The sequence below is a fragment of the Arachnia propionica genome (genome assembly GCF_037055325.1).
Classification (GTDB): Bacteria; Actinomycetota; Actinomycetes; order Propionibacteriales; family Propionibacteriaceae; genus Arachnia.
Window position 1 is genome coordinate 398609 of sequence record NZ_CP146373.1, and the last position, 20761, is coordinate 419369.

The following is a 20761-nucleotide window of genomic DNA, read 5'->3' on the forward strand; positions in this document are numbered from 1 at the left end:
ACATGACGGTATCCGTTGCGCATGTCGATTTCTTGGTAGAGGGATACTCGATGAAAATATTTCTCGAGACTATTCTCCCCAAGATCCTGCCGGATGATCTCGTGTTCGAGGTGTTTGATCTTGGCAGTAAAAGTCAGTTCTTGAAGAAATTTCCCAAACGCCTCGCCGGCTATTCTTTGTGGATGCCGGATGACTATCGCGTCGTTCTTGTGGTGGATGCCGACCGGGATGATTGTAGCGAACTCAGAGCTATGATGATCACCGAGATTGAGAAATCTGGTTTGACTGTGACAAGTTTGGGGTCATCATGTCAGGGTCAGGTTCTTCTCTGCATAGCGATTGAGATGTTGGAGGCTTGGTTCTTTGGTGACGCCAGGGCGATAGGAGAAGCATATGGAAAAAAGTTTATGAATCTCCATAACAGAAGAGGTTGTCGTCAACCGGATAGAATTCAAGATCCGGCTCGTCGTTTGGAAAGCATACTGACAAATGTTTCGAAGCATCAGGCCGGACTGAAAAAAGTGGACCTCGTTTTGGATGCGACTCCGCACATGGATATTGAAAACAACACGTCGAACAGTTTCTGCCGGCTCCGTGACGGAGTTCGGTTCCTGATCAATTCATCCCAGGAGAGTCATGCCCCGTCGAACTGACATCTCGTCGATCCTTGTCATCGGCTCCGGCCCCATCATCATCGGTCAGGCCTGCGAGTTCGACTACTCCGGTACCCAGGCCTGCCGAGTCCTGAAGGCCGAAGGATTCCGGGTGGTCCTGGTCAACTCGAACCCGGCCACGATCATGACCGATCCCGATTTCGCGGACGCCACATACATAGAACCGATCACCCCGGAATTCGTGGAACGCGTCATCGCCCAGGAACGCCCCGATGCTCTCCTGGCGACCCTGGGTGGTCAGACTGCGCTCAACACCGCCGTCGCGCTGCACGAGAAAGGTGTCCTGGAGAAGTACGGTTGCGAACTGATCGGCGCTTCCTTCGAGGCAATCCAGCGTGGTGAGGATCGAGAACAGTTCAAGGCCATTGTCGAATCCCTGACCGACATTCCCGGTGGCGCCCCCGAGGTTGCCCGTTCCCGGATTTGCCACAGCTTGGAGGAGGTGATGAACGCGGCCGACGAACTCGGTTATCCGGTGGTGGTGCGTCCCTCCTTCACCATGGGAGGGGTCGGCTCCGGGTTCGCCCACGATCCGGAGGAGCTGCGACAGATCGCAGGAACGGGCCTGGCGGCCAGCCCCGTCACCGAGGTGCTGATCGAGGAGTCGATCCTCGGGTGGAAGGAATACGAACTGGAGGTCATGAGGGACAAGGCCGACAACGTCGTCATTGTCTGTTCCATCGAGAACTTCGACCCGATGGGGGTGCACACTGGTGACTCCGTGACGGTGGCCCCGGCCATGACCCTGACGGATCGTGAGTACCAGCGGATGCGCGACGTCGGAATCGCAATCATCCGCGCGGTTGGGGTGGACACAGGTGGATGCAACATCCAGTTCGCCATCAATCCTGACAACGGTCGCATGATCGTGATCGAGATGAATCCTCGCGTCTCACGAAGTTCCGCGCTGGCATCCAAGGCCACCGGTTTTCCGATCGCGAAGATCGCCGCCAAGGTTGCGGTTGGATACACCCTTGATGAGATCCCCAACGACATCACCCGGGTCACCCCTGCCTCCTTCGAACCTGCTCTCGACTACGTGGTGGTCAAGGTTCCTCGCTTCGCCTTCGAGAAGTTCCCATCCGCGGATTCCACTCTCACCACCCACATGCAATCGGTCGGGGAGGTGATGTCCATCGGTCGCAACTTCACCGAGGCTCTAGGCAAAGCCATGCGCTCCACCGAAACCGGCACCGGCTTCTGGCTCGGGCAGACCACTGGAGACCTGGAAACCCTGCTGACGGAACTGAGCCGCCCCCACGACGGGCGGGTGTTGAAACTGATGAGCGCCCTCGATGCGGGTGCCACCGTGGAACAGCTCCACGAGGCCACCCGGATCGATCCTTGGTTCCTCGACCAGATCGCCCTGATCCAACAAGCCGGTGCCGAAGTGCGGGAAGCGGACCACCTGTCCCCGGAACTGCTGCGCCACGCGAAACGCCACGGCCTGTCGGATGTTCAGATAGGCCGTCTCAGAGGACTCGATGAGAGCGTCATCCGGCAGCTCAGGTGGGCCCTAGACATCCGCCCGGTCTACAAAGCAGTCGACACCTGCGCCGCCGAATTCGAGGCCCTCACCCCCTACCTGTACTCCACCTACGAGGAGGAATCGGAGGTGCCGGCGCGCACCAAACAGGCGGTCCTGATCCTGGGCTCCGGGCCGAACCGGATCGGTCAGGGAATCGAGTTCGACTACTCCTGCGTGCACGCGACCATGGCGCTGCGCGACGCCGGGTACGAGGCGATCATGGTCAACTGCAACCCGGAGACCGTCTCCACCGACTACGACACCTCGGACCGGCTCTACTTCGAACCGCTCACCGCTGAGGACGTCCTCGAGGTCTACCACGCCGAGACTCTGGCCGGTCCCGTGGCCGGGGTCATCTGTCAGCTCGGTGGTCAAACTCCCCTGAAGCTCGCGCAGACCCTGAAGAACGCCGGGGTGCCGGTCGTCGGCACCCCGCCGGAGGCCATCAACCTCGCCGAGGACCGGGGTGCTTTCGGGAAAGTGCTGGCGGATGCCGGGTTGCCCGCCCCGAAACATGGAATGGCCGCATCGGCTGCAGAGGCCAAACAAGTCGCCTCGGAGATTGGGTATCCGGTACTGGTGCGGCCCAGTTTCGTGCTGGGTGGGCGTGGAATGGAGATCGTCTATGACGACGCCGCCCTGGACCGCTACATCGCCGGAGCCACGGAGGTAAGCGACGGCGCCCCTGTACTGGTTGACCGGTTCCTCGATGACGCCGTCGAAATCGACGTGGATGCCCTGTACGACGGCGAGGAACTGTATATGGGCGGGGTGATGGAGCACATCGAGGAGGCTGGAATCCACTCTGGCGACTCCGCCTGTTCGTTGCCACCGATCACGCTGGGCGACGAGATGATCGAACGCATCCGGAGTTCCACTCGTTTGATCGCCGAGGGCGTCGGAGTGCGTGGCCTGTTGAACATCCAGTACGCCCTCCAGTCCGACATCCTCTACGTGCTGGAGGCGAACCCACGGGCGTCCAGGACGGTTCCCTTCGTCTCCAAAGCAACCAACACCTCGCTGGCCAAGGCCGCGGCGCGGATCATGTTGGGAGCCTCGATTCGAGAACTTCGTGACGAGGGCCTGCTAAGACCTGTCGGTGACGGTACCAACGTTTCCCCCGGTTCTCCTGTGGCCGTCAAGGAGGCAGTGATGCCGTTCAACCGGTTCCGCACGGCCTCGGGTGCTTTTGTCGATACTCTTCTCGGTCCCGAGATGCGTTCCACGGGTGAGGTGATGGGCCTTGACCTCAGCTTCGGCACCGCCTATGCCAAAACCCAAAGCGCTGGAGGGTTCCCGGTTCCCAGCGAGGGAACTGTGTTCGTCTCCATCGCGAACCGGGACAAGCGCCACGCTATCTGGCCCATCAAACGCTTGGCGGACCTGGGATTTCGGATTCTTGCAACCTCCGGAACCGCTTCGGTGCTGCGCCGCAACGGCGTCGCCGTACAGGAGGTGACCAAACTCAGCCAACGCGCGGAAGGTGACGCTGCGCCCTCCATTGTCGATCTGATCAAGAACGGCGGGATCGACCTGATCTTCAACACCCCGCAGGGTGCCAGTGTCAACACGAACCCACGGAAGGATGGCTACCTGATACGCGCGGCCTCGATCTTGGCCGATGTCCCGTGCATCACCACGGTCCCGACGATGGCGGCGATCGTGCAGAGCATCGAATCGAAACGGGCCGGACATCTCGAGATCCGTTCTCTCCAGGACTGGGCGGCCTGGTCGTGACGAGTCTGTTCACCCGTGCCGAGCTGGCCGCCTACCAGAAGCTGCTGCGCCCGATCCTGTTCCGCTGGGCCGGGGGCGATCCGGAGGCGATCCACGAGGCCATGATCTCCTGGCTCGGCCACGTGCCCGCCACCCGCTCCGCCCAGGTTGCCAACCCCGTGACTGTCGCAGGAATCGAGTTTCCGAACAGGATCGGGGTGGCCGCGGGACTGGACAAGGACGGGGTGGCCGCCGCGGCCTGGGCGCGATTCGGTTTCGGCCATGCGGAGTTGGGAACCGTGACGGGGCAGGCACAGCCCGGCAACCCCAGGCCTCGGATGTTCAGGGCTAAGGCCTCGCGGGGAGTCATCAACCGGATGGGATTCAACAATCGCGGTGCAGATGCCCTGGCTGATCGGCTCCTGAAGCTCGGGGTACAGCGTGGCAACCGCAGACTCGGCATTCCGCTCGGCGTCTCGATCGGCAAGACCAAGGCCATCGCGCTGGTGGACGCCGCCTCGGACTATCTGGCCTCCCTGGATGCGCTGCGGGACCACGCCGATTACTTCGCCGTGAACGTCTCCAGCCCGAACACCCCCGGGTTGCGTTCCCTCCAGGCCGCGAAGGAATTGGAACAGCTCCTGGGATGCATCATCGAGTCGGCGTCACAGGGAACTGATCCTGTTCCGGTTTTCGTGAAACTCGCTCCCGACCTGGAACCCAGTCGGTTGACCGAGACCCTTGCTGTGATCCGCGACTGCGGCGCGGCGGGAATCATAGCCACCAATACCATCCTGAGCAGGGAGGGCCTGGATGTGGCCGACGCACACCTGGCCGGTGAGGAAGGAGGACTCAGCGGCGCTCCCCTGACCAGCAAGGCCCTGGCGTTCGTCGAACGAGTGGTGTCTGAAACTGACCTCCCAGTAATCGGAGTCGGGGGCATCATGTCGCCGCGTGATGGGGTGCGGATGTTCGAGGCCGGGGCCGTGCTGCTCCAGATCTACACGGGATTCATTTACGCGGGTCCTGCCCTGGTGCGGGGCCTCAACGACCTCCTGAGGTGCGCATGAGCTACGCGAGAAGACTCTCGGAAACAGTCAGGCAACGCGGGAACCTCTGCGTCGGTATCGACCCGATGCCATCGGTGCTGGCCGCTTGGGAATTGCTGACGGATGTGAAAGGGCTCGAGGCTTGTGCTCGGGGAATCGTGGAGGAACTGGGGGAGTTGATTGCGGTGTTCAAGCCGCAGTCGGCCTTCTTCGAGGCCTTCGGTTCCCCCGGCATCGCAGTGCTGGAACGGGTGCTGGCGGACATCCGCGAGACCGGGGCCATCAGCCTGCTGGACGTCAAACGGGGCGACATCGGCTCTTCCATGACCGGGTACGCAACCGCCTACCTGGAGGATGGGTCACCGCTGGCTGCGGACGCCGTCACGCTCAGCCCCTACCTCGGGGTGAGGGCGTTGCTGCCTGCGATCGACCTGGCCGTCATGCAGGGAAGAGGGGTCTACGTTCTGGCGCGCACATCCAACCCGGAGGGAGCGAGGATCCAGCATCATGCTGCCCAGGTCGTGATCGACGAGATCACCGGGCTGAACCCTGAACGGGATCATGCGATCGGACTGGTGGTGGGCGCCACCCACAGTGACCTGGGCTGCGACCTCACCGGTTTTAACGCCTCGATCTTGGCACCCGGAATCGGCGCCCAGGGTGGCACCGTTGAGGGTTTGGGGACAACTTTCGGATCAGCTCTGCGTCACGTGCTGCCAACCGCTAGCCGTGAAGTGATCGGTGGGGGCCGCGACGAACTTCAGGGTCGGGCCACGAGGCTGTTAGAGAAGATGGCCTTGATCGCTTCTTGACGATTTCACGGTCATTGAAATCCTGATTCTCCTACTTCCAAGACACGGGAAGAGTAGATTTGTCAAGCAGGGGCATGTGTCCCTGCGAGGCCGGTCACTAATCCACGAAGGAGGACCGATGGCCATTCCGCATCTGAGCACCGAACAGCTCAAGTCGGCACGCGCCGCTGCAACGGAAGCACGGAGAGCTCGAGCCCAGCTCAAGGATCAGGTCAAGTCTGGTGCCCTCACACTTCCCCAAGCCCTTGACCGGGCGGCGAAGGACGAGGTCCTTTCCCGCGTGAAGGTGGTGGATCTGCTACGCGCCCTACCTCGCGTCGGGGTGACGCGGTCCCAGGAAATTATGGAGAGCCTCGACATCGCCCCGAATCGTCGTATCCGTGGCCTCGGTCGGCATCAAATCGACCGGTTGAAGGAGCTCTTCTCCTAGAGGGTTTCCGGGCCTTTGGGAGTTCTCGTCAGGAGGGGGTGGCGTGTGAGATGCCGATGAGGGGATCCGTACTGTGCCATCTTCCTTTCACGGAGCATCTAGGATCGTTGAGTGCGTTCACCCAGAAAACCTTCGGTTTGGATCATTTCCGGTCCCAGTGGCGTCGGCAAAGGCACCGTGTGTGCAAGGTTGCGCACGTTGCGTCCAGGCATCTACATTCCCGTCTCCCTCACTACCCGAGAGCCACGACCGGGGGAAGTCGACGGGGTCAGCTACCACTTCGTTTCTGAGCAACGATTCCAGGAGAAGGTGGAATCCGGGGAACTGCTGGAACACGCGATTGTTCACGGTACGCATAGCTACGGCACACCCCGCGGGGAAGTTGCTGATGCGATCGCATCGGGCAGGGACGTGCTTCTGGAGATTGATCTCCAGGGGGCACGCCAGGTGAAGCGAAACCTCCCCGAGGCACAACTCGTGTTCATCGCACCACCCTCCTGGGAAGAACTCGTCAGGCGCCTCACGGGCCGAGGCACGGAGAACGCATCCCAGGTGGAACACAGGCTCGCCACCGCACGGGTGGAGTTGGAGGCCCGGGAAGAAGCAGATTTCGTGATTGTGAACGACCGAATCGAGGACACCGCCCAAGCTTTGATAGTCTTGATGGGCTTGTGACCGCAAGCCATTACTCGACCCTGCAGAGGTAGATCTTGAGCACCAATCCTGAAGGCATCACCAACCCTCCGATCGACGATCTGCTGGACAAGGTGGATTCCAAGTACCGACTGGTGATCTTTGCAGCCAAGCGGGCACGGCAGATCAACGCCTACTACTCCCAGCTCGGTGAGGGACTCCTGGAGAACGTCGGCCCGCTGGTTGGCGTCGCCCCCCAGGAGAAACCGTTGTCTGTCGCTTTGCGCGAGCTGCAGGGTGATCTGCTCCAGTACAGCCAGGTTGATCCGGAGGCCGAGGCCGCAGAGCGTGCCGCCGCCGAGTCCGACCCGGCTTTCGCCTTCGTGGATCCGTTCGCAGAGCTTGACGCCAATTCCCCCTCCTGATCCACACAAACTTTTCGAGAAGGAGCAGCCTTGAGTCGCTTGTTCACGTCCGAATCGGTCACCGAGGGACACCCCGACAAGATAGCCGACTCCATTTCCGACGCCGTTCTGGATGCCCTTCTTGCGGAGGACCCCATGGCACGGGTGGCGGTTGAGACACTGATCACGACCGGCCTGGTGGTGGTTGCAGGTGAGGTGTCCACCACCGCGTGGGCTGATGTGGCGACTCTGGTGCGGCAACGCATCCTGGAGATCGGGTACAACAGTTCCAGGGTAGGTTTTGATGGAGCCTCGTGTGGCGTTACCGTGGCCATCGGTTCGCAGTCGCCTGACATCGCCGGCGGCGTCAACGATTCCCTTGAGGTTCGCAACCACGAGGATGGAGATGCCGCCAGTCGCCAAGGAGCTGGCGACCAAGGCCTGATGTTCGGGTACGCCTGCGACGAGACCGAACAGCTGATGCCCTTGCCCATCCACCTGGCACACAGACTTGCGTTCCGCTTGACTGAGGTTCGCAAGCAGGGCTTGCTCGGCTACTTGCGTCCCGACGGCAAGACCCAGGTCACTGTCCGCTACGAGGACGGGAAACCCGTCGGCATCGAGACCGTCGTGGTCTCCACGCAACACGATGACGGCATCTCCCTGCCGGACGTGATGACTCCGGAAATCAACCGCGAGGTCATCCTTCCCGTGCTGGGTGAGTACGGGTACGACGGAGCAGCTGCCCGGATCTTCGTGAATCCCTCGGGCAAATTCGTGGTCGGCGGCCCGATGGGAGATGCGGGTGTCACGGGGCGAAAGATCATCGTTGACACCTATGGAGGCATGGCCCGTCACGGCGGAGGCGCGTTCTCTGGCAAGGACCCCTCCAAGGTGGACCGTTCCGCTGCCTACGCCACCCGCTGGGTGGCCAAGAACGTGGTGGCCTCCGGGTTGGCCGAACGCTGCGAGGTACAGGTCGCCTACGCCATCGGTCGGGCGCATCCGGTCGGCTTCTACCTGGATACCTTCGGAACTGGGAAAGTACCCAACGAGCAGATCGTGGACGCGGTGAACACTACCTTCGACCTACGGCCCGCCAGCATCATCGCCGACCTCGACCTGTTGCGCCCCATTTACCGGCAGTTCTCCACCCTCGGGCATTTCGGACGCACCGAGGTGGACGCTACGTGGGAGCGCACCGATCGTGCGGAAGCGCTGGCGAGGGCGGTGAAGGGCTGAGCGTGTCGGCCACGCTGTTCGAGGTTCCGACCGCCGAACAGGTCGCCAAGGTGGCGGTCGACGTCCCGCTCGCGCATCTGGATCGCCTCTTCGACTACCGCATTCCCGGGAAACTCCTTGAGGATGCCCGCCCAGGGGTTCGAGTCAGCGTGCCCTTCGCCGGGCAGGTGGTGGATGGGTGGCTGGTATCCATCGGCGTCCCGGAAACCAGCGGGAAACTCGCCGATCTGCGTTCGGTTATCTCCCCAGAACAGATCTTGACTCCGAGGCTTTTTGACTTGATTCGGGCGGTCGCTGACCATTACGCGGGAACCTGGTGGGATGTTGCACGCCTGGCGATCCCGCCCCGCCACTCGAAAATCGAGAAGCAGGAACAACGTGCCTGGCCGGTCCCCAGGCCCGGAGGAGCAGCAGAAATCCTGCCGGGTTTCCCGGGAGGTTCCGAACTGCTTACGGCACTGTCGGAAGGTGGCGCTCCGCGTGCCTTCTGGCAGGTTCCGTGCGTCGCCGGCCCGCAGGGGGATCTCACCGGAGGGGTGCTGGAGGCTGTTTCGGCAACCCTGGCCTCGGGACGCGGGGCACTGGTCCTATTCCCAACGATTCGGGGCATGGAGGCCGGCGTCGCCCGGCTGGAGCGGCTCCTGGGACAGGGGTGTGTGGCGCGGCTCAGCTGGGAACTCAGCAGAGGGCTGCGTTACGAGAACTACCTGGCGTGTTCGCGCGGCCGGGCCAGGGTCGTGGTGGGAACCCAGTCGGCGGTTTTCGCCCCCCTGTCGGACCCGGGCTTGATAGTGGTGATTGACGATGGCAACGAGGGGCACTGTTTTGAACGGTTCCCCCGTCCGCACGTGCGTTCGGTAGCGATGATTCGGGCCGTTCAGGAAGGCTGTGCACTGCTGCTCGCCTCACATGCCCGCTCCTGCGAGGCACAGGGGCTGATCGAGCGTCAATGGCTCCGAGAACTGTCCCTGCCGCCACGGGAGATGCGCCGCATTGGCCCGGCTCTCCGGTCGGTGCCCGGGACCCAGGAAAGCAATCCTGGTGGGATCCGGATGCGGCTTCCTCGCCAGGCCTTCGAACACCTGCGGATCCGGTTGGCCTCCGGGCCGGTGTTGGTCTCCGTGGCTCGGGCCGGGCATTCCACGGGGCTTCGCTGTCAGCGTTGCCGTGGGAGGGTGACCTGCCCCAGGTGTGGTGGTCCACTGGTCCGACTGGCGCGAGAGCGGCTGCTCTGCCGCCTGTGCGGGCACACTCCGGTCAGGTTCGAGTGCACCCGATGCCATGCCACCGGGTTGCGTGCCCCGATCGCGGGGTCGGAACGCACGGCGGAAGAACTGGGGAAGGCTTTCCCCGGGGTGCGGGTGATGAACTCCTCAGCGGAGCGGATCCGCTCTGGGGTATCGGAGGAACCAGCGATCGTTGTCGCGACCCCTGGGGGGGAGCCCATGGCACCAGGCGGCTATGCGGGCGCCCTGATCCTCGATGCGGAGCTGGCCCTGTCGCGTGCGGATCTGCGCGTCAGCGAGGAGACTCTGCGCCGCTGGTGCCAGGTGGCTTGTCTCGTGCGACCCGCGGTTGACGGGGGAGGACTTCTCATCGTCGGGCCACCGGAGGAATCTGCGGTCCAGGCGCTGCTCCGGGCCGACCCCGGGGGATTCGCCGCCCGGGAACTTGCCGATCGCGCCGCCGCCGGCCTGCCCCCTGCCGTTAAGGCGGTTCAGGTTGGTGGCGATCCGGAGGCGGTGGCGGCCTTCTTGGACAACGATCCGTTCACCGGTGCCGAGGTTTTGGGACCCACACTGGTGCGGGAGGAACCCGACCCGGAGGCCATGTCCTTGCTGCGCTGTCCTTTGGAGAAGGGCCGTGAACTTGTGAGCGCGGTAAAACATGCGGCCGCCATCCGGTCGGCCCGCAAGGAGGGCGGCCGGTTGTTCCTGCAGGTCGATCCGATGACCCTCACGTGAGGAGGAAACCATGAAACTGGTGTTCGCGGGCACCCCTGGAATTGCCGTGCCAAGTCTCGAGGCCCTGGTGGGTTCGAGACACGAGGTGGTGGCGGTGGTCACCCGGCCGGACGCTACGGCGGGCCGGGGACGCCGGCTCACTTCGTCGCCGGTGGCGATCCGGGCGGCGGAACTGGGGCTCGAGGTCCTCAAACCCGGCCATCCCCGGGACCCGGAGTTCCGGTCCCGGCTGAGGGAGTTGAACCCGGATGTGTGTGCGGTGGTCGCATACGGTGCCCTGCTGCCCACCTCGGTCCTCGAGATCCCGACTCACGGCTGGATCAACCTGCATTTCTCCCTGCTGCCCAGATGGCGTGGAGCGGCCCCGGTGCAGCGGGCCGTGATGGCGGGTGATTCTGAAATCGGGACTTCCTGTTTCCGTATTGTCCGGGAACTCGACGCGGGGGATGTCTACCGGATCGCTGCTCGCCCCATGCCGGACGCCACCGCGGGAGAGCTTCTCGAGCTGCTCGCGATCTCAGGGGCGGCCCAACTGGTCGAGACCATCGACGCCATTGAGGCGGGCGAAACCCCTGTGCCCCAGGAAACCGACGGGGTGACCCGGGCCGCAAAGATCACGGTGGAGGAGGCGCGCGCGGATTTCACCCGACCGGCGATCGAGGTCCGCAATCACATTCTCGGTTGTTCCCCGGAGCCGGGCGCCTGGTGCGAACTGAACGGAAAACGACTCAAGCTGTACCGGGCGCGAATCACCGATGCCCAGTTCACTCCGGCACCCGGAGAACTGTATGTGACCAAACGCCAGGTTTTTGTCGGGGCGGGTGACGGTGCTCTCGAGCTGCTGGAAGTCCAGGCCCCGGGCAAACGGCGAATGGCGGCCATTGACTGGGCTCGTGCCGGTGCCGCGTCAGGGAGACTCGCGTGAGCGGGGGTATGTCTCCCCGGAGGGTCGCGTTCGACGTGCTGAGGCAGGTGAGCGGTGAAGGCGCCTACGCGAATCTGGCGCTTGCCAAAAACTTGGCTCGGGCGGACCTGGAGACCAGGGATGCAGCCTTCGTCACGGAACTCGTGGCCGGTACCTGCCGCCTGCGGGGAACCTATGACGCGATCATCGAATCCGCCTCGGGACGAGGTTTGAAAACCATGCAACCCGCAGTGGTGGACCTGCTGCGGCTGCTCGCGCATCAGGCGCTGAACATGGCCGTGCCCGCGCGGGCTGCCGTCGACACCACAGTGAAACTGGCCCGTGAGACCGTCGGGCAGCGGGTCACCGGCCTGATCAATGCTGTCGGGCGTCGGATCACCGCCCATGCCCTCCGGGAATGGGTGGAGCTGCTGAGCGCGGGCCTTGATGAGAACGGCAGGCTGGCGGTGGCTACCCATCATCCCCGCTGGATTGTGGCGGCCTACGAGAAAGTGCTTCCAGAAAACGAGCTCGCCCAGGCTCTGGAGGCCAACAACCTTGCGCCGAAACCGACCCTTGTGGTGCGTCCCGGACTCGCACAGGTGGAAGAACTCGCTCCCGCCGTTGCCACCATGTACTCGCCGTTTGGGGCGGTTCTCGACGGGGTTCCGGGTGATCTGACGGCGGTCAGGGAGGGCCGGGCCGGCGTGCAGGACGAGGGATCACAACTGGTGTGTCTGGCCCTGGACCGAGTGAATACCCCAGATGGACCGTGGCTGGATCTGTGCGCCGGGCCCGGTGGGAAGTCCGCTCTCCTGGCTGGACTGGCCAGGCGACGGGGGGAGTACCTCGTCGCCAACGAAGTAGCGGTACATCGCGCAGAACTCGTTGAAAAGGCCTTGGCGGTCTACCCGCCTGGAACAGTGAACGTCATCTGCTCTGACGGGCGTGACTCGGAACCGGTCAGGGCGCGTCGCCCCTTCTCGAGGATCATGGTGGACGCTCCTTGTAGCGGCCTGGGAGCGTTGCGGCGCCGCCCCGAGGCCCGGTGGCGCCGGACACCGGACGACGTGGCGGAACTTGTCTTGTTGCAACGCGCTCTATTGGAAACAGCCATCGGTCTACTCGTTCCCGGGGGAGTGGTCGCCTACGTAACCTGCTCACCCCACGCGGACGAGACCACCGGCGTTGTCGAGGCGGTTATGGCAGATTGTCCGGACCTGAAGCTCCTGGATGCATCGTCCTTGCTGCCTGAGGTGCCCAATACCACTCGACGTGGGTGCGTGCAGCTGTGGCCCCACCGCCACGGAACCGATGCCATGTTCTTGGCGCTGCTACGGGGCATGTCCTGAACATCGCTAGGCTTCGGACATGCGCATCACCCCGAGCATCTTGAACGCTGACTTCGCACATCTCTCCCACGAGATCGAACGGATATCTGGGGCGGATGGGGTGCACGTGGATGTCATGGACAACCATTTCGTGCCGAACCTAACGATCGGGCTTCCCGTGGTCGAGTGTCTGCGCAAAGTGACTGATCAATTCCTGGACATTCACCTGATGATCGAGGATCCGGACCGCTGGGCCCCGGCCTACGCCGAGGCAGGGGCGGAGTCGGTGACCTTTCACATCGAGGCGGCCCACGCCCCGATCCGGTTGGCTCGGGAGCTGCGCGCCCGGGGGGCGAGGGCGTCAATGGCTCTCAAACCCGCCACCCCGATCGAGCCCTATGCCGAGATGCTCGACGAACTGGACATGGTGCTCCTCATGACCGTCGAACCCGGTTTTGGTGGGCAGAAATTCCTCGACCTCGTGCTGCCGAAAATCCGTCGAACCAGGGAACTGATGGGGGATCGCCCGCTCTGGTTGCAGGTCGACGGCGGGGTCTCGGTGGAAACGATCGGACGCTGTGCCGAGGCGGGCGCTGACACCTTTGTGGCTGGCTCCGCGGTCTACAACGCCCCTGACCCAGACGCCATGGTGCGGACATTGCGCGAGCTGGCCGGTGCCGCGTGCCGCTGCTGATTCAGCCCGGGTCACCACCCCGGTTGCGGAGATAGCGTTCGAACTCCGCAGCAATGGAATCTCCGGTGGCACCCTCTACATCGGAGGCGTCGCGTGCCTCCTCCAGTTGCTCGATGTACTCGGCCACGTCAGGATCCTCCGCGCTCAGTTCGTCAACGGCCTGCGCCCACTTACCAGCCTCACTGAGCAGGTCACCGGCTCCAAGACTGGTGCCCAGAACCTGTTCCATGCGGCTGAGCAGGGCGTGTTGGCCTTTCGGGTTCGGGGGAGTGGCGACGTAGTGGGGAATGGAGACCCACATGGATGCGCTGGGGAATCCTTCGGCGATCAGCATCTGGTTGACCACCCCCGTGATCCCGGTCGGGCCCTCGTAGGTGAGTTCCTCGATGGCCAGGCTGCCCCGCAGCTGTGAGTCGTAGGTGTACATGGCAACGGGGAGGGGTCGTGAGTGCGGGGTGTCGCTGAGCATCGCTCCCAGCAGCAGCACCATCGAAGGGTTGTAACGTTTCAGTCGCTGGACCAATTCGCGGGAGAAGGTTCGCCACAGTTGGTTGGGCTCAGGGCCGACCACGATGATCAGATCCCGCTCTGGAAGACGCACCTGCTGAAGGCTGATGTGGGGCCACTGGATCCAGGGGCCATCGGGGGAGCGGCGCAGGATCGGGCGGGTCACCTGGAAGTCGAAATAGCGTTCGTCATCAATGGTCTCAAGCTCGGACGACGGGTAGTGCTCCATTAGGTGTAGTAACGCGTCGCTGGCCGCGTTGGCCGCGTCGTTCCAGCCGCTGAAGGCGATCACGACGGCCGGGTCTTTGAGGTCCTCGGGCCGGGGGTGCTGCATCCCCCCAGTCTATGGGGCTCTTCGATGCCCTCAAAGCGGTCGTGTCGGCAATGATTGACAGAGACGTTAACAGGGATTTATGCTCGCCAAGGAGTTTGGGGGGATCAACTCTGTTACATGGGTATTCCGTCAATTTCCGAACAATGTTCGATGTCGAGCCGGAAAGGCGCCCATGAAATTGCTGAAACGCATCGTGTTCGGCATGCTCGCCAGCCTTATCGCGACCGCAAGCGGCATTGTTCTGGCCCCGCAACCGGCGCAGGCCGATTACGCCACCGGCGGCCGGGGTTACTTCGTCAAGTCCGTGGTCTGGGCCGAGTGGGGAAACAAGGGTGACATCATCCCTGCCTCGGGGATCACGAAAACCCAGTACATGCAGATCGGCAGCACGAAGCTCGCTCTCGAATGCACTCTGTCACAGCCGGATTCTGGCAATGGCTACGGATATGATCGAAGCACCACGCTGGATGTCTGGACCGCGGGAAGCTGGCGGAAGGACGGTTTGGACGATCTCTACAACCGTGGTGGCACGGGCACCAGCAACCAAATGACCAACGCCATTCACACCAAATACAGCAAGACCACGGTCAGTTTTAAGGTTTCCTGCTCGGCCATTGTTTCCGGTCCGGGTTTTCCCGCGGGAGGGCAGCGTGTTCCGGTGGATGGAATGGTCGTGGCCGATGCCGAGTCCAGCGATCCAAATCCCGACGAATACATCAAGGTGGAAACCGGCAGCAATGCCCAGTGGCGGGTTCTGGATCGGTTTCGTGACACCGGTTGCACATCGACGACGCTGGCCCAACAGAGCACATCAGGAGGATCACGATCCATGACGTTGCTCCCGGGCGGCGTGACCTGTTCCAACACCGGCCCCACCGTCGCCATGGTCGCCAGCAATGTCTCAGAAGCAACCATCACAATGTTCGGCCAGGGACAAGCCGCAGCAGCTGTGGGTGCCGTCATCAACCTGGACTACGGCGATGCCCCCATCAGCTACGGAGCCGCAGCCGCGCAATACCTGACGGGCTGGAATAATTCGTCACTGCCCGACGGCACCACCGATGCCTTCAGCACCAGGCTGGCGTGGCCACCCAGGAACCCCGACGTGATGCTGGGCAGACGTATTGACCCCGAACCAGTCAACCCTGTGAACGGTGACGGCACCCAGGACGACAAGAACCCTGCCAGTCCGAATGACGAGGACGCGATATCGGGAACACCGCTTTACCACGTGATGCGGGGCGGGGGAACCGCCACCCAGGAGATCGCCTGCACGGGCCGAGGCCACAACCGCGGCTGGGTGGACTGGAATCGCAACGGGGTCTTCGACGAGGCAGAGGCATCCGACACGGTGCAGTGCACCGGGGGCAGCGCCACCCTCACCTGGTCAATCCCGGGGGATGCGGTTACCGGGAACAGCTACCTGCGGCTGCGTGCCGCAGCCACAGCTGATTCCCTGACGAGTCCCACGGGTTTGACCTTCACCGGGGAGGTCGAGGACCACAAGGTGGAGATCAGCACCTACGATCTCGAGATCTCCAAAACCTCCGATGCCCTGGCCGGGAAAAAATTCGCGGGCGACGAGGTGACCTACACCGTCACCGCGAAGAACCCGAGCAGAACCCCTTTCACCAACACCAGTCCGGCCTACGTCTTCGACAACCTAAGCGGGGTGGTTGACGACGCCACAGTGATCACGAATTCCCTGCAGGCAACCGTCGGGAACAGCAGACGCGGTGACGTGGTCTTCGACTCGAGCACGAGCAGGATCACCTGGCAGGGCACGTTGGCCCCCGAAGAGGCCCTTTCCCTGACCTATCGGGTGCGCCTCAAGGTCGGGGGAGACCGTGACCTGCGCAACGTCGCCTGGGGACAGGCGGGTGTCGCCACCCCGGCGACGAATGTGACCTGCGAGAACCGTACAGCCGGGGGACGTGACGGAGTGACGAACCACCCCTGTGCCGCCGAGCGGTACCAGTTGATGTCGCTGCTGAAGACTTTCCAGAACAGCTACGACCCGGCCCCGAATGCCGCGGATTGGACACTGACTGCTACCGGAAACTTCGGTGGCGAATCCGGTGACACCGAACGTATCGTCCCGGGGAACACCGCCGTCACCAACGCGAACACCTTCGTGGTGCCGGTAGGGGAGTCTTTCCAGTTCAAGGAAAGGGCTGCTCCGGAGGTCATGAAGGGCTACGAACTCCTGAATTCCGGAGTGACTGCGGTGGGTGGGAGCCAGGTGGAACTCGTGAATAAGGACAAACCTGCATCCGCCACATGGACCAAGACTGACAGCGAGACCGGCGAGCTGATAGGGGAATCCGAGTGGATACTGAAAGGTCCCACTGCCCCCGGTGGATCGGTGATCACAGACTGCATCGCCGCAGATCGCAGCCTGTGCACGGGACTGGACAAGGATCCCGGGGCCGGTTCCTTCCTACTAGAGGAAATGAAATGGGGAGAACACACACTGACCGAGGTCACACCACCGCCCGGGTACGTGCTGTCAGATCTTCCTGAACAGATCGTCCGACTCAGCAGCACCGACACCGGCTCCGAACCTTTTGCGATCGGCACGATCTCCAACGATCGCCTGCCGGGATCCATTTCCTGGCGGAAGACGGAAGCGGGAACGATGAGCCCGCTTGCCGGTTCCGTCTGGCGACTGACGAATGCCTCGGGAAAGACCATCGCTGACATCAAGGACTGCGTTGCTCCGGGCAGCTGCTCGGGACCCGACCGGGATCCTGCACCTGGGGCGTTCCGGGTTGAGAGGTTGTCGTGGGGTGCCTGGACACTCACGGAGACCAGCGCGCCACTGGGTTACCTGTTGACCACACGGGAGGAAACCCTCCAGATCGGCTCACAGGCTTTGCATCAGACGGTGGAGGACCCATTCGAGAACACCCGTGCCCCGGTTCCAGTGTTGCCGCTGACCGGAGGAACACCGAGCGACATCTACCACTACTCGGGGGGTGGCCTGCTGCTCGTCGCGGCAGTGATGGCGTTCCTCAGAAATCGCCACCGAAAAGAACGTCGGTGATCTCGCGATCCGCACGAGATCACACGCGAAACCGTCGAAGGGCATTCGACAAAACAGATGGAGGGAATCACATGACCACTCGGAAGAAACCCGGCAGGCGACTGTTGTCGCTGGCCGCGGCTCTGACCGTCGGCCTGCTGGGGCTCACCGCTCCGGCGCACGCTGACAGCGCCGACATCAATCCGGCACAGAAGGCAACTCTGACGCTGCACAAGTGTGTCCAGCCCGAGAACGCGGGGGCGCCGGCGAACGGCAAGGAACAGGCGGGAACCGGATGTAACCCAATCGATGGGGTCAAATTCACGCTCTACAAGGTGGACGGCATCGACCTGACCACCCCGGGCGGCTGGGAAGCGACTAAGGGCCTGACGGCCCCGGAGTCGGGAACCACTGTCGGCAGCCACACCTCCACCGAGATCTCGGAGATGACCACGTCCAGTGGGGGACTCGCACGCTGGCAGAACCTCGATCTCGGGCTCTACCTGGTGGTCGAGACCGACACCGGTTCCCCCGACACCAAAGTCGTGCTCGGTAGCAAACCGTTCCTGGTCACCCTGCCCTACCACACCGATGACAACCAGTGGAACTACGACGTCCACGTGTACCCGAAGAACTCGGTGGCGGGCATTGAGAAAACCGTCGACGCATCGGTCGAGCAGGCGGGGTACAACGGCAACGACGTGAAATGGACCATCACCACCGACATCCCGCGCAGTGGACAGGGCACCGAGATCACGAGCTACGTCATCACCGACACCCTGCCGGCGGGCCTCACCCTCGACAACGACAAGACCGACCTTCGTCTCAATGACGGCACTGTTTTCGCGAACAATGTCGACTACTCGTGCACGGGTAACCTGACCTGTACCTTCACCTCGGACGGCATCGCAAAGCTGAAAGCCAACGGTGGAAAAAAAGTGGTCTTGACCCTGGTGACCGACGTCACGGATGTGGCGCAGGCCACCAACGGTGTTTTCACCAACAAGGCCAAGATGACCATCAACGGGATCGATTCCACCGAGAAAAGCGCCACCACCACGTGGGGTCAGCTCGCCGTCTACAAGTACGACGGAAGCAATGAGGGTTTCCTGAGCGGGGCCAAGTTCAAGCTTTGCAAGACTGAGGCCTGTCCGAACCAGGATGTTCTCCTCGCAGGACTGACCACCGGGCCCGACGGCAAGGTCCTCTTCCCCGTGGTGAGGCCGGACACCTACTACCTGGTCGAGGAGGAGGCCCCCGCGGGCTACGTCAAGGTTGGAGCCCAACAGGTCATCGTCGAGGCCGGTGTGACCGAGGCCCCGGCGCAGCCCACCTATCCCGGCAAGAACTACAAGCCGGTCGCGAACGTCAAGCAGACCGTTCCGCAGTTGCCCCTGACCGGTGGCATCGGCCAGGTCGCCCTGGCAGCCGGTGGCATCGGACTGCTGGTGATCGGTGGCGCGGTGATGATCCTCAGCCGGACTGCCGTCAAACGTAAGCAGAGCTGAGTAGGACTGACGAACCGTGACATCACGTTCCCGTCAGCGCACACGACGGTGGAGACCTGGCCTCATGACATGGCTGGCCGCGGCGTGCGCGCTGACGGGAATCGTGCTTCTCAGCTACACCCCGGCTGCCTCATGGCTTTCCCAGTATCAGCAGTCACGGTTGATAGACACCTACAACGACTCACTGCGCAAAGAGGAACAGGCAACAGGGAACGAAACGGGGCATGCAGCGGCCGGAGAGGCCCTGACGGCGGCCAGGGCGTACAACGAAGAACTCAGGGCTGGAGCGATTGTCGCCCCGAATGCCAACGTGCCCCGGAGCGCAGCGGAAACCAGCGGAAATGAGTACCACAAACTTCTCAACGGTCCTGCAGACATCATGGCCCGGATCCGGATCCCGAGTATTGACGTCGATCTTCCCGTCTACCACGGCACCTCTGATCTGACGCTGCTTCGCGGCGCCGGACATCTACAAGGCACATCCCTCCCGGTGGGTGGTGAATCCACCCATTCCGTCATCACGGCCCACCGCGGCCTCGCCGAGGCCACCATGTTCACCAACCTGGACAGGATGCGCTCCGGGGACATCTTCACCATCGAGGTGATGGGTGAGGTACTGGTCTACGAGGTGCGTCAGACGCAGGTGGTAGCGCCCGAGGAGCAGGAGGCCCTGTACCCGCAGGAGGGCCGCGACCTGTTGACCCTGGTCACCTGCACCCCGCTCGGAGTCAACACCCACCGGATCCTCGTCACCGGGGAGCGGGTGATCCCGACCCCGCAGGAGGAAGTTGACAGGGCGCTGCAGGATTCCGATCTTCCACGCTTCCCGTGGTGGCTCTTCCTGTCCGGAGGCGGTGGCGTCGCCGTTGTCGGCTATCTTTGGCTCGCTGGCCGCCGGGATGCCCGGCTCCACCAGGTCACGGTCTCAGCAGGGACAGAAAGGGCGGAGGAAACCGCTGACCCGGAAATCACCGACACGCCCGGGGATGAATGCCTTGCTGTGGAACACGAAGAAACGAACGTCGGCGATCAGGAAACCCCCTCACAATATGAGGAACCCATGGACGATCAAGACGATGGGGAATCAACCGGGAAAGCGGATAACCTCGACGGGTGAACCACTGGAACGCTCAAGCGGCCCTAGACCGGCTCGAGAAATCGCGCAGCCATGAACGAGCATTGACGGAACTGGTCCGTGACCCGTTGTCCCGGTGTCTCAGGCTTGGTCCCGGGCTGGAGATCCCCGTGGCAAACGGCGAGTTGATTTCCGAGGCCTTCGACGGTGAGCGAAGACCGGACGACCTGTTGCTGGGCAGGTTGGATGGCCACATCTGGTGGGCGCGCAGCGACGGCAAAGGCGGAGCCGATCTGCGATCCCTCGACCTTCCCCCAGGCCAGACACAACTGGCCATGATGGCAACGGCCCTCTACGAATGGCATCGCAGCAACCCCGTCTGTGCCCGATGCGGGGCGGCGACCACACCGGACCGGGCGGGAACTGCACGCCGCTGTCCGCAATGCGGCCACGAGCTCTTCCCACGTACCGACCCTGCGGTCATACTCGCCGTGACAGATCCTGCCGACCGCCTGTTGCTCACTCACGCCCGGGGATGGCCGGGTAACCGCGTCTCCGTACAGGCCGGATTCATCGAGGCAGGGGAATCGGCGGAACAGGCCTGCCACAGGGAGATACGAGAGGAAACTGGCCTGACCATCCGGGAACTCAGGTTCGTTGGAACCCAACCCTGGCCATTCCCACGTTCCCTGATGTTGGGTTTCGAGACGAGAACCGATGGCACGGAACCATGCCTCGATGGAGAAGAACTCGCTTGGGGTTCCTTCTACACCAGGAAAGGTCTGCGGAGGGCCGTGAAGGAAGAAGAACTCGCCCTTCCCGGCTCCATCTCTTTGGCGCGCCAGTTGATCGAGTTCTGGTTGGCGCGCGGCAGGTAGGATGGCCCGCCGTGACCAAACTTCGCGACCTGCTGAACTCCCGTGTCCTCGTA

At 62.9% G+C, this 20761-nt stretch carries 17 protein-coding genes; 16 read left to right on the top strand and 1 reads right to left on the bottom strand.

Translation table 11 applies throughout. The annotated features are described in order from the left end of the window. The first annotated feature begins 2 nt into the window (after nucleotides 1-2). The 12 genes from V7R84_RS01775 (at nucleotide 3) to rpe (ending at nucleotide 13381) form a co-directional block, all read left to right on the top strand. Nucleotides 3-653, top strand: coding sequence for a DUF4276 family protein (locus V7R84_RS01775; protein ID WP_338571424.1), 651 nt, complete (start codon nucleotides 3-5; stop codon nucleotides 651-653). Beyond that, nucleotides 637-3939, top strand: a complete 3303-nt coding sequence (carB, locus tag V7R84_RS01780; RefSeq protein WP_338571427.1) for a carbamoyl-phosphate synthase large subunit — start codon at nucleotides 637-639, stop codon at nucleotides 3937-3939. Before V7R84_RS01775 ends, carB begins: the two co-directional genes overlap by 17 nt. Further along, the gene (locus V7R84_RS01785; RefSeq protein WP_338571428.1) at nucleotides 3936-4988 is read left to right on the top strand and encodes a quinone-dependent dihydroorotate dehydrogenase; all 1053 of its coding nucleotides are present in this window, start codon (nucleotides 3936-3938) and stop codon (nucleotides 4986-4988) included. Before carB ends, V7R84_RS01785 begins: the two co-directional genes overlap by 4 nt. Further along, nucleotides 4985-5779: an orotidine-5'-phosphate decarboxylase gene (gene pyrF, locus V7R84_RS01790; protein WP_338571429.1), complete on the top strand. Its 795-nt coding sequence runs from the start codon at nucleotides 4985-4987 to the stop codon at nucleotides 5777-5779. Before V7R84_RS01785 ends, pyrF begins: the two co-directional genes overlap by 4 nt. Nucleotides 5780-5897: 118 nt before the next feature. Then, nucleotides 5898-6209 carry an integration host factor, actinobacterial type gene (mihF, locus tag V7R84_RS01795; protein WP_338571431.1) on the top strand — a complete coding sequence of 104 codons (312 nt, stop codon included), beginning with the start codon at nucleotides 5898-5900 and terminating at the stop codon, nucleotides 6207-6209. Nucleotides 6210-6320: 111 nt separating this feature from the next. Beyond that, a complete protein-coding gene (gene gmk, locus V7R84_RS01800) occupies nucleotides 6321-6884 on the top strand; it encodes a guanylate kinase (protein ID WP_338571433.1) in 564 nt (187 codons plus the stop codon). A gap of 32 nt (nucleotides 6885-6916) precedes the next feature. After that, entirely contained in the window at nucleotides 6917-7267 is a 351-nt protein-coding gene (gene rpoZ / locus V7R84_RS01805) for a DNA-directed RNA polymerase subunit omega (protein WP_338573776.1), read from the top strand. A 30-nt stretch (nucleotides 7268-7297) separates the two neighbouring features. Beyond that, on the top strand, nucleotides 7298-8488 hold the full coding sequence (metK, locus tag V7R84_RS01810) for a methionine adenosyltransferase (protein ID WP_338571435.1): 1191 nt from the start codon (nucleotides 7298-7300) through the stop codon (nucleotides 8486-8488). A 2-nt stretch (nucleotides 8489-8490) separates the two neighbouring features. Then, the gene (locus V7R84_RS01815; RefSeq protein ID WP_338571436.1) at nucleotides 8491-10452 is read left to right on the top strand and encodes a primosomal protein N'; all 1962 of its coding nucleotides are present in this window, start codon (nucleotides 8491-8493) and stop codon (nucleotides 10450-10452) included. Nucleotides 10453-10462: 10 nt separating this feature from the next. Next, nucleotides 10463-11377 (top strand): methionyl-tRNA formyltransferase, encoded by a 915-nt coding sequence (fmt, locus tag V7R84_RS01820; protein ID WP_338571438.1) that lies wholly within the window; start codon nucleotides 10463-10465, stop codon nucleotides 11375-11377. 8 nt (nucleotides 11378-11385) lie between these two features. After that, nucleotides 11386-12708: an RsmB/NOP family class I SAM-dependent RNA methyltransferase gene (locus V7R84_RS01825; RefSeq protein WP_338573779.1), complete on the top strand. Its 1323-nt coding sequence runs from the start codon at nucleotides 11386-11388 to the stop codon at nucleotides 12706-12708. A 19-nt stretch (nucleotides 12709-12727) separates the two neighbouring features. Continuing rightward, nucleotides 12728-13381, top strand: a complete 654-nt coding sequence (rpe, locus tag V7R84_RS01830) for a ribulose-phosphate 3-epimerase (RefSeq protein ID WP_338571440.1) — start codon at nucleotides 12728-12730, stop codon at nucleotides 13379-13381. 1 nt (nucleotide 13382) lies between these two features. Here rpe and V7R84_RS01835 read toward each other — a convergent pair whose 3' ends face one another. Continuing rightward, a complete protein-coding gene (locus V7R84_RS01835; protein WP_338571442.1) occupies nucleotides 13383-14222 on the bottom strand; it encodes a PAC2 family protein in 840 nt (279 codons plus the stop codon). A 172-nt stretch (nucleotides 14223-14394) separates the two neighbouring features. On the opposite strand from V7R84_RS01835, the gene V7R84_RS01840 reads away from it, so the two are divergent. From V7R84_RS01840 to nudC, 4 genes are all read left to right on the top strand, one after another. Further along, a complete protein-coding gene (locus tag V7R84_RS01840) occupies nucleotides 14395-17268 on the top strand; it encodes a CshA/CshB family fibrillar adhesin-related protein (protein ID WP_338571444.1) in 2874 nt (957 codons plus the stop codon). A gap of 71 nt (nucleotides 17269-17339) precedes the next feature. Next, nucleotides 17340-18755 carry a SpaH/EbpB family LPXTG-anchored major pilin gene (locus V7R84_RS01845; protein WP_338571447.1) on the top strand — a complete coding sequence of 472 codons (1416 nt, stop codon included), beginning with the start codon at nucleotides 17340-17342 and terminating at the stop codon, nucleotides 18753-18755. A 64-nt stretch (nucleotides 18756-18819) separates the two neighbouring features. After that, entirely contained in the window at nucleotides 18820-19872 is a 1053-nt protein-coding gene (locus tag V7R84_RS01850; protein ID WP_338571450.1) for a class C sortase, read from the top strand. After that, entirely contained in the window at nucleotides 19869-20708 is an 840-nt protein-coding gene (gene nudC / locus V7R84_RS01855; protein WP_338571452.1) for an NAD(+) diphosphatase, read from the top strand. The genes V7R84_RS01850 and nudC overlap by 4 nt, the downstream gene beginning before the upstream one ends. Nucleotides 20709-20761: the final 53 nt, after the last annotated feature.